This window comes from Caldicellulosiruptor changbaiensis, assembly GCF_003999255.1.
Lineage (GTDB): Bacteria > Bacillota > Thermoanaerobacteria > Caldicellulosiruptorales > Caldicellulosiruptoraceae > Caldicellulosiruptor > Caldicellulosiruptor changbaiensis.
The window spans coordinates 337,694-351,456 of the sequence record NZ_CP034791.1 but is presented as its reverse complement, the minus strand read 5'-3'; the positions used below and the strand labels follow the sequence as shown (position 1 = coordinate 351,456).

At 34.9% G+C, this 13,763-nt stretch carries 12 protein-coding genes, 1 tRNA gene and 1 riboswitch; of the genes, 5 read left to right on the top strand and 8 right to left on the bottom strand.

What is annotated here, in order from left to right; all coding sequences use genetic code 11:
• Positions 1 to 39: 39 nt before the first annotated feature.
• Both ELD05_RS01575 and ELD05_RS01570 read right to left on the bottom strand, forming a co-directional pair.
• Positions 40 to 1,575 carry a DUF3794 and LysM peptidoglycan-binding domain-containing protein gene (locus tag ELD05_RS01575; RefSeq protein ID WP_127351094.1) on the bottom strand — a complete coding sequence of 512 codons (1,536 nt, stop codon included), beginning with the start codon at positions 1,573 to 1,575 and terminating at the stop codon, positions 40 to 42.
• Positions 1,576 to 1,766: 191 nt separating this feature from the next.
• On the bottom strand, positions 1,767 to 2,039 hold the full coding sequence (locus tag ELD05_RS01570; RefSeq protein ID WP_011915933.1) for a Veg family protein: 273 nt from the start codon (positions 2,037 to 2,039) through the stop codon (positions 1,767 to 1,769).
• A gap of 344 nt (positions 2,040 to 2,383) precedes the next feature.
• Between ELD05_RS01570 and ELD05_RS01565 the strand changes: the two genes are divergently transcribed.
• Positions 2,384 to 2,476 (top strand) — tRNA-Ser (locus ELD05_RS01565).
• 117 nt (positions 2,477 to 2,593) lie between these two features.
• A complete protein-coding gene (gene bioB, locus ELD05_RS01560; RefSeq protein WP_127351093.1) occupies positions 2,594 to 3,586 on the top strand; it encodes a biotin synthase BioB in 993 nt (330 codons plus the stop codon).
• 99 nt (positions 3,587 to 3,685) lie between these two features.
• Here bioB and bioA read toward each other — a convergent pair whose 3' ends face one another.
• From bioA to ELD05_RS01540, 4 genes are all read right to left on the bottom strand, one after another.
• On the bottom strand, positions 3,686 to 5,035 hold the full coding sequence (gene bioA, locus ELD05_RS01555; protein ID WP_127351092.1) for an adenosylmethionine--8-amino-7-oxononanoate transaminase: 1,350 nt from the start codon (positions 5,033 to 5,035) through the stop codon (positions 3,686 to 3,688).
• Positions 5,029 to 5,760, bottom strand: a complete 732-nt coding sequence (gene bioD / locus ELD05_RS01550; protein ID WP_127351091.1) for a dethiobiotin synthase — start codon at positions 5,758 to 5,760, stop codon at positions 5,029 to 5,031. Before bioD ends, bioA begins: the two co-directional genes overlap by 7 nt.
• 22 nt (positions 5,761 to 5,782) lie before the next feature.
• The gene (locus tag ELD05_RS01545; protein WP_127352905.1) at positions 5,783 to 6,361 is read right to left on the bottom strand and encodes a biotin transporter BioY; all 579 of its coding nucleotides are present in this window, start codon (positions 6,359 to 6,361) and stop codon (positions 5,783 to 5,785) included.
• Positions 6,362 to 6,544: 183 nt separating this feature from the next.
• Positions 6,545 to 6,751, bottom strand: coding sequence for an integrase (locus tag ELD05_RS01540; RefSeq protein ID WP_241243560.1), 207 nt, complete (start codon positions 6,749 to 6,751; stop codon positions 6,545 to 6,547).
• 137 nt (positions 6,752 to 6,888) lie between these two features.
• On the opposite strand from ELD05_RS01540, the gene ELD05_RS01535 reads away from it, so the two are divergent.
• From ELD05_RS01535 to metE, 3 genes are all read left to right on the top strand, one after another.
• Positions 6,889 to 7,170 (top strand): AbrB/MazE/SpoVT family DNA-binding domain-containing protein, encoded by a 282-nt coding sequence (locus ELD05_RS01535; protein ID WP_013433368.1) that lies wholly within the window; start codon positions 6,889 to 6,891, stop codon positions 7,168 to 7,170.
• Entirely contained in the window at positions 7,167 to 7,427 is a 261-nt protein-coding gene (locus tag ELD05_RS01530; protein WP_127351089.1) for a hypothetical protein, read from the top strand. The genes ELD05_RS01535 and ELD05_RS01530 overlap by 4 nt, the downstream gene beginning before the upstream one ends.
• 226 nt (positions 7,428 to 7,653) lie before the next feature.
• Positions 7,654 to 7,868: riboswitch (cobalamin riboswitch) on the top strand.
• A 257-nt stretch (positions 7,869 to 8,125) separates the two neighbouring features.
• Entirely contained in the window at positions 8,126 to 10,399 is a 2,274-nt protein-coding gene (gene metE, locus ELD05_RS01525) for a 5-methyltetrahydropteroyltriglutamate--homocysteine S-methyltransferase (protein WP_127351088.1), read from the top strand.
• Between the two features lie 72 nt (positions 10,400 to 10,471).
• Here metE and ELD05_RS01520 read toward each other — a convergent pair whose 3' ends face one another.
• Both ELD05_RS01520 and ELD05_RS01515 read right to left on the bottom strand, forming a co-directional pair.
• Positions 10,472 to 11,977, bottom strand: a complete 1,506-nt coding sequence (locus ELD05_RS01520) for a response regulator transcription factor (RefSeq protein WP_127351087.1) — start codon at positions 11,975 to 11,977, stop codon at positions 10,472 to 10,474.
• Positions 11,952 to 13,742 (bottom strand): sensor histidine kinase, encoded by a 1,791-nt coding sequence (locus tag ELD05_RS01515; RefSeq protein WP_127351086.1) that lies wholly within the window; start codon positions 13,740 to 13,742, stop codon positions 11,952 to 11,954. The genes ELD05_RS01520 and ELD05_RS01515 overlap by 26 nt, the downstream gene beginning before the upstream one ends.
• Positions 13,743 to 13,763 lie beyond the last annotated feature (21 nt).

Below are 13,763 nucleotides of genomic sequence, written 5' to 3'. Positions count from 1 at the left end.
AAAAAGCCAGAAGGTGAATGACCATGTGAGGCAGCTTTTTTATCTTACTATCAAAAGTTTTTGACCAGGAAAAATTTCAGCATCTTCTAATTGATTAAAACTCATTAGCTTTTCAACTGTGGTTTTGTACTTTTTGGCGATTTTCCAGAGGGTATCTCCTTTCTGAACTGTGTAGATGTAAATTGAGGCAAGTCTCTCGTCCTCTTTTTCTATCTTTTCGAGCATCTGCACATCACTTATGATCTCCACATTTACAGAGCGTTTTGCCCAAAGTTCAACTGCCAGATGCGCCCTTGTTTCAACTTCGTTTGCTGACAAGATAGAAAATGACAGGTTTTCAATATCAATATCATCATAGACCTTGTCTTGCTCTTCAATTCCATCTAAGTCAATCTTGATGGAAAACGGAATTTGTGTGGTTGCACTTTTTATAATGTCCTGCTCATCCTTTGAAATATAAATCAAAAAAACAACAAGTACACCTTTTACTTGAGCTGCACCTTTTTCAGCCTTTACCATGTCAATTTCAACTCTACCAGACAACGAAAAAATCTGCTCTGGTTCACTTGGAAGAGCTACTACCTCTTTGATTGTGTGTACCTGCCGAGTTTTTCCAACAAACTGTTCTATGTTCAAAAACTTCTTTGACTCTTTTAGTTCATACATTGTGGAATAAACATCTACAATAGGTTCAATTGTCTCAAGCTGATTGAATGCTATCTCTGCCTCAACCACAATGTCATATTCAATTCTCCTTAGCTCCCCTACCTCATCTGTCTTGGGAGAAACTTTAAAGCTCTTTATATAAAACTTCACAATAGGTTCTAAGTCATCTGGAATATTCGAAAGTTCTACAAAATGTTCAGCAAACATCTCATGTTCAACCATCTCAAGAGGATTTTGACCTATGTCAGGAGAATAAAGAGTCTTGATATCAATCTTCAAATCAATAGCAAGCTTCTTTCTGTCAAACTTAATATTCTTATCAGATAGTCTTGCAAATGAGCGCAAAATCTCTCTGATTGAAGATTTTCCTTGTGGAATCTCTAAGATTTCCTTTTTAGTAATTTGCTCTGTAAATGTAATTGGATTGGAAATAGTAATTCTTTCTTTTAGGAACCTTAGCGATTCATCTTCAATATGGTTCAAATACTCAATTGAGGTTGCCGATTTGACCAAAAGGCTAATCTCAACTATTGTTTTTGCTGAAAGTTTTCTTGGGCTAAGTGCCGAGCAATAGCTGTATATAAGGTCATCTTTTACCTCATATGCCATACCAGGTCTTACTCCCACCATATCAAACACCTTAGAAAACTCGGCACAGCTTGAAACAAACGAGATTTTCTTAAGCGGGTCATTTGAAAGGTAAATTATTCTAAAATCCACCTCACCCTGAACCACCACCCTATCATTCAAAACCTCTACGCTTGTGATAAAAACATCTGCATCTGTCTGCAATACTTTTAGGACATCGGGCTTTATCTCAGGAAGTAAAATCTCCCCTTCTACAATAACTTTTTGCGAGTCTGACCCATACACGTTCATGTACTCAATCTTTTCATACCTTTTATCCAATTTTAAAGTTAACCTCCATATAAACTCATCTTTTCTCTAATAAAATATATGCAGGGACGTCCGGATAATATGTAAAATAAAAAAAGAGCTTATTCTCACAACCTCAGAATAAGCTCTTTTTTAAGTGTTGACAAATCGATATTTTTGGTTATAATTAAAACGTACAAGCAAAATTGATAAAAAGCCGTTTTCTACATAACATTTACCTTTGTATTTGTCCTACAAAGAATTATCTCAACTGTATTTGTTATGAGGTCTGAATAGGTATAGGTCACACACCTGAACTGCTTGCACTCTCTGTCAATCGGGAACTTGACAACAAAGATATTTGAATAAGTGTTCTCCAAGATACCTTCTACTTCAATCATTTTTTTGCGTCCTTTGTTTGCACGCACAAGTACTTTTTCGCCTTTGAGGGCCTCAATGTCCTTTTTGATCTGCTGAAGGTGTAGCTTATCAACCACCTTAACATCACTGCCCCTCTTAAAAAATTATTTAATTTGAAAGCTACATTGACATTATTCACCATTTTGCTACATTTAAAAACATAATTATTATATCACTATTCTTTTTTTTTGTAAATAGAGGGGGATAAATATTATAAAGTGTTTTTTTAAATATGTCAATAAGCCAAATGAGGCAATTTTTCAAAAATACCGGTTAATAACTCACTATCTTTAGAGTTTTGACTATTTTTCTTATTAATTCTCTCTAAAAAGACTTTTAAGCCTTAGAAGTGGAATTTGCAACTACCCTTGTCAAAACTCAAAAGATATCTTATAATAGATAAAGTGAAGAAAAAAGAGGCGGAGAGATGGCCGAGTGGTCGAAGGCGCACGACTGGAAATCGTGTGTACCCCCAAAAGGGGTACCGTGGGTTCAAATCCCACTCTCTCCGCCATTTTTATTTTTATATCAGTAAACAAGAATGTATGTTTTGGTTTACTATTTATTTGTGGTGTGGTATCATATATAACATAGTGTCACTAACATTGTCATGATTGGAGATGAATACAAAATGCTAAACTTTCTTCAATCAGTTCAATTTGCAAAAGAAATTGAAAAGAAGATAATAGAATATGAGCAGGATATTGATATTAGTGAAGCAACTATGCTTTACGAAATTGCAAAGCATGACTTTGATCTTGTGAAAAACCTTGCAGATACAATTAAAAGGTATTATTTTAAAAACAATATTGAACTGTGTTCAATTTATCCTGCCAAGGTGGGAATGTGCACAGAAGATTGTAAATTTTGTTCTCAATCTATTTATCATAGTTGCAAGATTGAAATAAAAGACGTGGCATCAGTTGACGAGGTTATAGAATATTTGGAAGATATTATCGCTTTTCCTGTAAAAAGATTTTCCTTAGTCACAAGCGGTGGAGAACTGAACGACTCTGAATTCGAAAGGATTATAGATATTATTTCTTATATTTCAAAAAATTATGATATCTATCTATGTGCTTCTTTAGGTTTTCTCACAAAAGAAAGAGCAAAAAAACTCATGTTAGCAGGGGTTACAAGGTACCACAACAATTTAGAGACATCAAGTACATATTTTAAAAATATATGCTCAACTCATACCCAAGCACAAAAGATTGAGACTTTAAAGATTGCAAAAGAGACAGGCCTTGAAATCTGCAGTGGTGGAATAATTTCAATGGGCGAGGATATGATTGAGAGAATTAAGCTTGCATTTGAACTACGAGAATTAGAGGTTGATTCTGTTCCTATTAATATTTTAAATCCAATAAAAGGCACACCTTTTGAAGATATGAAGATCATGGACCAAAATGAAATTTTTATCACCCTGGCACTATTTAGAATTATACTACCAAGGAAGACCATTCTTCTCGCAGGCGGGAAAGAAAATGCACTAAAGGATATGGAAAAGATAGCATACAAATGTGGTATAAACGGTTGCATGGTAGGAAACTATCTTACAACACAAGGGATGGGAATAAAAGAGAAGGTAGAGATGTTAGAGAGTTTAGGCTTAGAAGTTTAAAGTAATATCCAAAAGCTTAACTATTAAGTATTGTTGGTTAAAGGGGCTATCCCTGTTCTTTTCGGATAGTCCCTTAAGTTTTGTTTTTATTTAGTACATCTACAGTCCAAAAAATTGATTTATTGCTTCAAGAGTATTCCTAACCATAAAATCAATTTCATCTTTTTCAATAACAAAAGGAGGCATAAAATATATTACATTTCCAAGAGGACGAATAAGCAACCCTTTCTTCAAAGCAGTTTTATAAATGTGATATCCCACTCTCTTTCTCCAATCAAATTCCTTTTTAGTAGCCTTATCTTCAACAAGCTCAATTGCTCCAATAAATCCAAATTGCCTATACTCACCCACAAACCTATGGTTATCAAAAGTTTCTCTAGCAAGCTCCTCAAGGTAGGTTGCTTTTTCATTTATTTTCTTGAGGACATTGTATTCCTCAAAGATTTTTAATGATTCTAAAGCAACTGCACAAGCAAGAGGATTTCCTGTGTAGCTATGGCTATGCAAAAAAGCTTTTAGGTCTATATAGTCAGCATAAAACGCATCAAAAATTTCTTGAGTTGTAAGTGTTACTGCCAATGGCATATACCCAGCAGTCAAACCTTTTGATAAACATAAAAAGTCTGGAGTTATTCCTGCATGTTCACATGCAAACATCTTTCCTGTTCTACCAAATCCAACAGCTACCTCATCTGCAATGAGATGAACATCATAGCTGGTGCAGGCTTCTCGCAATAGCTTTAAAAATTTAGGTGGGTAAATTTTCATGCCACCTGCACATTGGATAATTGGCTCAATTATCACAGCACAAATCTCTTTATGGTGCTTTTCTAAAATCTTTTCTACTTCTTCAAAACATTCTACATTGCAGCTATACCTTGTTTTGTGGTATTCACATCTAAAACAATCAGGACCTTGAATTTTTATGGATTCCTTCATAATGGGTTTATATATCTTTGAATACAGATCTATACTTCCAACAGACAATGCCCCTAAGGTTTCTCCATGATATGAATTTGTAAAACATGCAAACTTTACCTTTGTATAATTCCCCTTCTGTTGATGATATTGAAAACTCATCTTAAGAGCAACTTCGACAGACGTTGATCCATCATCAGAAAAGAATACTTTTTCCAATCCATTTGGGGTTATTTTAACTAATTTTTGAGACAATTCAATAGCTGGTTTGTGTGAAAAGTTTGCAAATATTACATGTTCTAACTTGTCTGCTTGAGCTTTGAGAGCATCATTTAATCTTTTATTACAATGTCCAAAAAGATTTGTCCACCATGAAGAAATTGCATCAAGATATCTATTTCCTTCAACATCGTATAGCCATACTCCCTGGCCCCTTTCTATAACGATAGGCGGTAGCTCTTCATAATCTTTCATTTGTGAACAGGGATGCCAAATATACTTTAAATCTCTTTGTTGCCATTCATTTAACATTCAAAAACCCCCATTATCTTCATTATTGCCCTATCATCAAAGCATTTTTTAAAAACATTTTTAAATTTATTCTCATCTACATCACTTGGAAAATCATTTATAAAGTCTACTTTGGCTAATATTGGAATATTGGTAAACTTTGCTATTGTATTTATTACCTTATCTTCATCAGGTTCATTCTTATACATATTCACTATGATCCCCTTTAAACAAAGTCCGTAAGCTTTTGCAAATTCAACTGTCAAGAGAGTGTGATTAATTGTACCCAGCTTTGTTGTTGTAACCAATATAACATTGTTGCAAATTTCTTTTATCAATTGATATTGCATATAAAATTGGTTTTTCTCTTCTTTCAGTGGCACTGCCAATCCACCACAACCTTCAATTACTACGAATTCGTAGTTCTGTGATAAATCTTCAAAGGTTTGTTTTATTTGATAAACATTAATATCTATATTTTCATCACTTGCGGCTATATGAGGAGAGGCTGGTTTTTCAAATATAAATGGTGTGAGTCTGTAAATATCCCCCTCTATTTTTGCAAAATTAACTACAAATTCTGTATCTTGAGGTATTAGCATCTTTCCTCTTCTTTTAGCACCACTTAGTACTGGCTTGAAATATCCTATGTTATATCCTTTTTCCTTTAAAGCCCAACAGAGTCCAGCACATATAAATGTCTTTCCAACATCAGTATCTGTTCCAATAATGTAAACAGCCTTCATTCTCTTCCTCTCCTTGGATAAACTATTCTTTGATTTCTTGTAAATATCCTGCATTTATAAGCAAAACTTTTTCTAACATTGGTTTTAATCTTTTTGCAACAATGGAAGCAACAATGCATAAAAATATATCTCCAGGCACACATACTAAAAATCCCCAGTATAAAGCCCAGCTAATGGTTTTGGGTATTTTTAGGTAAAAGTTATAAATTACATACAGGTAACTAACCCCTAATAAGTATACAAAAAACAAGCCAATCAATGAACCTATTATGTTCGTACTTATATTTCTGCTTTGCTTCAAATGCGATATATAGCCAGTTACATATGCACAAACGATAAAACCAATTAGATAACCAAAGGTTGGTTTAAAAATATACAATGGACCTCCACCCTCTGCAAAGATTGGAATACCAATAAGCCCTGTTGCTACATAAACAACCTGTGACAGTGCTCCAAGTTTAGGACCTAAGAGAAGTCCTGCTAATACACAAAACAGAAGCTGAAGAGTAAATGGTACATAAGGAATGGGAATTTTTATATAGGCTCCCACAGCAGTCAAAGCTGCAAAGAGAGAAACTAAGCAAATACTTTTTGTACTCACAGAATTGACCTCTCCTTTCTGTTTTGTCATTCAATGTCCTCTTTCCTTTATTATATTTTTCGGATTGAGATTTGTCAACCAAATTTAAAATAATGGTTTACTAATCAGATAAAAAAATAGTCAAATAAAGTAGATACTGAACAACTTTCTATTTTCAAGCATTTTAAAAGTTATAAAAACAAATCATTCTCCTCTGCAGCAATAACTACTTGCACTTTTCCCAATTCCCTTACTATCTCTTATACCATATCCTAATTCTGAAAGCTTTTCTATAACCTCTCTTTCTGCTTCACTTGAGCGTTTAAATCTTCTTCTCTTTGTGTTATTATCATCATAGACCAATAGCTTCAAACCTCCTGTGTATGGGTTTGTCTTTTCAATTAATATCATACATGGTTTGAAACTATGGCTTTAATATTTTCTTATCCTGTTGCATTTAATTTTACAACAAACAAAGTTGACAAATATATTTAGTGAGAATATACTAAAGTTAGAAACTGCAACTTTCTAACTTTAAGAGGTGAGAAATGGTGATTGTTGAAATAAAGAAAAAGTCACAGGTGACAATTCCAGCTCAAATTCTGAAGAAGCTAAACTTGCGTGTAGGTGATTTATTACAAATAGAGGAGAAGGATGGTAGGATAATTTTAACGCCTGTAATAGCTATTCCAAAAGAGCAGGCGTGGTTTTACTCTGAGAAGTGGCAAAGAGAAGAAGCAACTGTAGAGAAGGAGATTCAGGAAGGCAAACTCTTGGTGGCTAATTCATTGGAAGAATTATTTGATGATTTGGGGTTGAATGACGAATGAAGATTTACTACTCGCAACTTTTCAAAGAAAAAGTAAACAAATTGCCACCAGATGTAAAAAAGATACTAAAGAAAAAGTTAGAACTATTATTACAAAATCCATACCATCCTTCTTTGCGAACTAAAAAAATCCAAGGGACAAAAGATATATTTGAAACAAGCATTACGATGGGAATAAGACTGACATGGCAGTACAAAGAAGATGGAATAATTCTTAGAAATATTGGTGAACACGATAAAACTTTGAAAAATCCATAAACTTGCTTACTTATCTTCTCTATAAAAATAACTTCAATGTTGTTTTTAAAGTTTCATTTGTTGTTGCAATCACAGGAATATATACCACTGATCTTTTATAATATATTGACAACTCCTAACTTTTCAATTAACATGTTTGATATAAAATTCATTGCATAAATGCAATTGTCAATTTTCATCGCAAATATGCAATACAAATTTGAAAAATTGAATATTTGCGATAGGCACCTTTACCTATCAAGCAGGTGCTGCCATTTGGCGGCTTAATAGGGAAAGCGGTGAAAATCCGCTGCAGCCCCCGCTACTGTGAGCAGCGACAAGCCCTATTCTTTTTGGCCACTGGAAAGGTGCGGTCTTGCTCTCGCAAGGCTTCCTTTCTGGGAAGGCAAAGGGTGAGGATGAACTGCGAGCCAGGAGACCTGCCTGCTTGAGATGCCTTGTACTGTCTTCGGTGGGAAGTACAGTCAAGGTGGTAAAGACCAAAAGGGTTATTTTGTCTTTTTTTAGCTTTAGCAATAACCTATTATTTTAGAAGCTTTTTGCTTCTAATTAAAAACCTTTTAAAAGCATAGGCTTTTAAACGGTAATGAGGGGTCTTTACTGCCTTGACGCACTTGTGCCTTTTTTGTTGGCAGTAAAGACCCATTTGTTTTTCTGACGGCAAATAAAATTTTTATTTGGGAGGTAGAAAGCGCAAGATGATTTCGGTTGTTGGTTTCCCAAGAATAGGACAGAACAGAGAGCTAAAAAGATGGGTAGAAAGCTATCTTGACAAAAAGATTTCAAAAGAAGAGCTCATCCAAAATTCAAAAAACTTGAAAAAGACTCACTGGCAACTTCAAAAAGAGTATGGTGTTGACCTGATACCATCAAATGATTTTTCGTTCTATGACACTTTTTTAGACCATGCAATGCTTGTAGGTAGCATACCTGAGGAATACAAGTCGGTTTTTTCAGATGATCTTGAACTCTACTTTGCGCTTGCAAAGGGGTATCAAGACCAAAACATTGACCTTAAAGCTTTGCCAATGAAAAAGTGGTTCTTTACAAACTACCATTATCTTGTGCCTGAAATCACTGAAAACACCAAATTTGAACTTTCATCAACAAAACCTTTTGATGAATTTGTCGAAGCACTTTCGATAGGAATCAAGACAAAACCGGTGATAATCGGTGCTCTTACTTTTCTGAAGCTTTCCAAAAAATCGAATGTTGATATGTATGACAAATCTTTTTGGGAAAAGCTACTTGATGTATATATTCAAATACTAAGAAGGTTTGAAGAGTTAGGTAGCGAGTTTGTTCAGATAGATGAGCCAATACTCGTCACAGACTTGAGTACAAAAGATATAGAGCTTTTTGAAAGTTTCTACCGCAATCTTCTTTCTCACAAAGGAAATCTAAAGGTACTTCTTCAGACCTATTTTGGAGATGTCAGAGACTGCTTTGAAAAGATAATCTCCCTTGACTTTGACGCAATTGGACTTGACTTTATTGATGGAAAATTCAATTTAGAGCTCATTAAAAAATTTGGTTTCCCACAGGAAAAGTTCTTGGTTGCTGGAGTTGTAAACGGCAGAAATGTGTTTAAAAACAACTACAAAAATACGCTTGAGCTTTTAAATATGCTCTCCTCCTTTGTTGACAAGAAAAACATTGTAATTTCAACATCATGTTCTTTGCTCTTTGTGCCATACTCCTTGAAGTTTGAAACACAGCTTGACAGCAATAAAAAGAAATTTTTAGCATTTGCCGAAGAGAAGCTAAAAGAGCTGTCTGAGCTAAAGCTCTTGTTCTCACAAGAAAACTTTACTACAAACAATATCTATTTTCAAAACATTCAGCTTTTTGAAGAGATGGAGAAAAATAAGCTATCAGATGTCAGCACAGCTGTAAATAATCTTACAGACGATGACTTTGAAAGAAAACCGTGTTTTGAAGAGAGAATCAAGCTTCAAAAAGAGGTTTTGAATTTGCCACAGCTTCCGACAACAACAATTGGGTCATTCCCACAAACCCAAGATGTAAGGTCCGCTCGAAGCAAACTCAAAAAAGGTGAGATAACATTTGAAGAATATGAAAGCTTTATAAAATCCAAAATTGAAAGGGTAATAAAGCTTCAGGAAGAAATCGGGCTTGATGTGCTCGTCCATGGCGAATATGAGAGAAATGACATGGTAGAGTTTTTTGGTGAAAATTTAGAAGGGTTTTTAATTACTCAAAACGGCTGGGTTCAATCATACGGTACAAGATGCGTAAAACCACCAATTATATTCTCAGACATAAAGAGAAAAAGACCGATTACAGTTGAGTATATAAAATATGCACAGAGCCTAACAAAAAAACCTGTTAAGGGAATTTTGACAGGGCCTGTGACAATCCTTAACTGGTCGTTTGTGCGTGAAGACATACCATTAAAAAATGTTGCTTTTCAGCTTGCTCTTGCAATAAAAGAAGAGGTTTTGGAGCTTGAAAGAGAAGGTGTAAAAATTATTCAGATTGACGAGGCAGCACTGATTGAAAAGCTTCCGCTCAGGCGCTGCCAGCACAGTGAGTATCTATCATGGGCAATAAAGGCATTTAGGCTCACATGTTCAAAGGTAAAACCACAGACGCAAATCCACACGCATATGTGTTACAGCAACTTTGACGAGCTTTTAGACGAAATAGCAAAGATGGATGTGGACGTTATAACTTTTGAGGCAGCTAAATCTGATTTTACCTTGCTTGACAGCATAAACAAAAGCAGTTTAAAAGCTGAGGTAGGTCCTGGCGTGTTTGATGTTCACTCTCCAAGGATTGTATCAAAGGAAGAGATGAAAAAGCTCATTTTAAAGATGATAGAAAAGGTTGGGAAAGACAGGTTGTGGGTAAACCCTGACTGCGGTCTTAAAACCAGAAAAGAAGAAGAAGTTTTGCCTACCTTGCAAAACATGGTTCTGGCAGTGTGGGAAGTCAGAAATAACTTATAAAATAAGTCCTCCTCCTCACATAAAAACAAAAGAAGGCTGGGAAAATGCTTTTTTCAAAAATCCCAGCCTTTTTTATACTTTTCTGTACTTTTTTCTAAACTGGTTGGGCGTCATATTGCAAAATTTTGTAAAGCACTGGATAAAATAGTCTGTGTCGTTGTACCCAACTGCCTGTGAAATTTCGTATATCTTCATATTGGTGGACATCAAAAGCCTTTTTGCCTCTTCAACGCGTATCTTTTGCAAATAAGAGTTGAAATACATCCCATAATGCTTTTTGAAAAGCTGACCCAAGTACACAGGATTCAGATAAAACTTTTGCGCAACAGATTTTAACGTCAGGTTCTTGTTATAGTTTTCTTTTATATACTTTTCAAGCTCACTCATGATACCGTTAGATAGGCTTGTTTTCCACTGTCTGAACTTGTTCAGTATCCCTTCGCAAAACTTTAGCATACTTTTTTCTATATCCTCAACGTTTGAAAATTCCAGCCTCAAGCTTGAAAACCACTCTATCTCATCTTCTAAATTGAGTCCTATCCTGCTAAAATAAGAGCTTATAGATACCACTACAAAGCTCAAATACGTCCTCAAAAAGTCAAGCTGATATTTTCCTTTCTTAATATCTTCCATCATTTCTTCAACTATCTTTTGTAAGTTTTGGTTATCCTCTTCGATAGCTAAAATAAGTTTTTTGTCATATTCTTTTGAATACAAAAGCTCTTTTGAATTGGGCAGGCTGCTACTATAAAATGTAATTCCTGTCTGATTATAAAAAAGTGCAAAGTTTAAAGAGTATGCTGCCTCGTATATGGCATCAAAAAACTGAGCTCGTTTTGAAATCTTTCTTGAAAAAGCAAATACAATCTCTGTTGCAAAGTCAACCATATTTTTTATGCTCTGATATGCCTTTTTTATGTCCTCTTCAGATGTTGCAATTACATAGTACTTGCCTTCAATCTCTGAAAACTCATACATAAGTCCTTCTTTTTTCAGTAGCTCAAAACACCCCTTTATCCTTGACAATATATTTTCTATTCTCTCATCAAAATAAAGACTAAGCCAGCTCGACATCTCTTTAAAATAGACTATTCCAACATAAACTCCATTTTCTATCTTGATATTGCTGTTTTCTATCGTTTCTTTAAAGCTTCTTTCAAGAGCAAGCAAGCTCTCGCCTTCTTTAATTAGCTCCCTTTTCTTAAGTTTTGACTTTACTTTAATGAGCGTATCAACAAGCTCTTCTTCTTCAATGGGCTTTAATATGTAATTTACAACACCATGCTGGATAGCTTTTTTTGCATACTCAAAATCTGCATACCCGCTGATGATTATCACTTCAGGCGGATTTTTTAGCTCCTTTTTTACCTTCTCTATAAGGTCAAGACCACTTAAAAGCGGAATCTTGATGTCGCTGATGAGCACGTCAACCTGCATCTTTTTCATAAACTCAAAAGCAGAAAGACCATCTTCTGCCTCGCCCACTATCTCAAACCCAAGCGATCTCCAGTCAATTAGGTTTTTTAGCCCTTCTCTCATAAATACCTCATCTTCAACTATCAACACTTTGTACAGCATCTTCAAAGTCCCTCTTGTTAGGAATTTTTATCACAACTTTTAATCCCCCAAGCTCGCCTCTCAATATATCAAAGCTAAAATCTTTGTCATAAAACAGCTCAAGTCTTCTAAAAACATTTTTAAGCCCCACACTACTTGCCTTGTCAGATGAAAGTCCTTTTACAAAACGCAAGAGTTCTGTTATCTTATCATCTTCTAAGCCTTTTCCGTTGTCTTCAACATGTATTGCTATCATATCACCTTCTTTGAAAACCTTGACCAAAATCCTGCCTTCACCTTTGCTATTTTCTATCCCATGAACACATGCGTTCTCAACAAGAGGTTGTATGGTCATCTTCGGTATCTTTGTTGACTTTACATCCTCCTCAACCTCAACCTCAAATTTTAGCTTTTCCCCGAACCTGTACTTTTGTATCTCAAGGTAGTCATAAATAGCCGAAACTTCCTCTTCAATGGTTATAAGGTCGTTTTCCCACCTTATACTTCGTTTTAAAAGCTTTGCAAGAAGTTTTATGGCATTTGCTGTCTCAAACTCTTTTTTGAGCATGCTTCTCATGCGGATTGTCTCTAAGGTGTTAAAAAGAAAATGAGGATTTATCTGGCTCTGAAGCGCATTTATCTCTGCCTGTTTTTTCTCCAGTGCCAGTTCTTTTTGTCTAAGCTCATATTTTATTTCCTTCTCGAGAAGCTCTTTTATCTTTTGTGCCATGATATTGAACTCTTCTATAACCTGGCCTATCTCATCTTTGCCAGCTTCAATATTGATGCTTTCAAACTGCTGTTTTCTTGCCTTTTTTATGTGCCTTGCTAAAAGAGAAAGTCTGCTTACCACCGAATTTATTATTAAAAAAAGTGCAAAAAACGCAAGTACAAAACACAAAACCACAATTGCAAGATAATTTCTCTGATGTTCAAGCAGCCTTTTTGATATTCCGTTATTGTTGGTTGTCACAATGTATCTCCAGTTTTCAAAGTAAGGAAGCTCTGTTGATAGAAGCTTTTCAAACACAATGGTTTGATTTTTCTCTTCCTTCAAAAGGTCGCTGAGTCTTCCAACCTGATTGTAATACAAAAGGTCACTAAAATATACTGTGTCTTTTTCATCTGCTATAAATATGTGACCATCTTTAAACGTGCTCAAAATACTGTTAAGATAAACTCTGTTCAGGTCAATTCTTAAAAACTTTTTAATTGTGCTTTGCTGGTATTTGGGAACATATTGCTCATAAAAGTTGAGATTTAGCACAATAGAAACATACGGCTTTTCATTCTCAAGACCACTTAGCACATAGAGGTTTTTACCCTCTTTTTCTCCTTTTTGCAAAAACTTTTTATATTCATCTGTCAAAAACGCAAGCCCATCTGCATTCAGTATAGTAGGATTGTCACAGTATATTGTTATTTGCGAAATCTGCGGATAGAGTATTCTTGCGTTTTGAAGTATGGGTTTTATGTTCTTCTCGTACGCATCATAAAATTCTTCAACAGACATGTACCGTGTATTTACAGTCTCAATTACTCTCGGGTCCGAATATATGGTATACGCAAGATTGATTGCAAGCTCAATGGCTTTCTTGAAATTCGAAATTGTCATATTTGATGCATTTTCAAGCTGGCTGTGGAGCTTATCGTTTATATAAAAATCAATCTGCGAGATAAATTGGCTACTCAAAATCAAAAGGGGAATAAACACAAATATAAAAAATATGGAAAATATCTTCTTAAACAGAGGAATATCGTTTATAATCTTAATTACTTTGCGCATGAATCTTTCCATCTTCTTTTA

What these genes read in the sequence shown, in the direction of transcription:
- bioB (WP_127351093.1), top strand. Translation starts at nt 2,594, where the DNA reads ATGCTAAACTTTCTTCAATCAGTTCAATTTGCAAAAGAAATTGAAAAG.
- bioA (WP_127351092.1), bottom strand. Translation starts at nt 5,035, where the DNA reads ATGTTAAATGAATGGCAACAAAGAGATTTAAAGTATATTTGGCATCCC.
- bioD (WP_127351091.1), bottom strand. Translation starts at nt 5,760, where the DNA reads ATGAAGGCTGTTTACATTATTGGAACAGATACTGATGTTGGAAAGACA.
- ELD05_RS01540 (WP_241243560.1), bottom strand. Translation starts at nt 6,751, where the DNA reads ATGATATTAATTGAAAAGACAAACCCATACACAGGAGGTTTGAAGCTA.
- ELD05_RS01535 (WP_013433368.1), top strand. Translation starts at nt 6,889, where the DNA reads ATGGTGATTGTTGAAATAAAGAAAAAGTCACAGGTGACAATTCCAGCT.
- ELD05_RS01530 (WP_127351089.1), top strand. Translation starts at nt 7,167, where the DNA reads ATGAAGATTTACTACTCGCAACTTTTCAAAGAAAAAGTAAACAAATTG.
- metE (WP_127351088.1), top strand. Translation starts at nt 8,126, where the DNA reads ATGATTTCGGTTGTTGGTTTCCCAAGAATAGGACAGAACAGAGAGCTA.
- ELD05_RS01520 (WP_127351087.1), bottom strand. Translation starts at nt 11,977, where the DNA reads ATGCTGTACAAAGTGTTGATAGTTGAAGATGAGGTATTTATGAGAGAA.
- ELD05_RS01515 (WP_127351086.1), bottom strand. Translation starts at nt 13,742, where the DNA reads ATGCGCAAAGTAATTAAGATTATAAACGATATTCCTCTGTTTAAGAAG.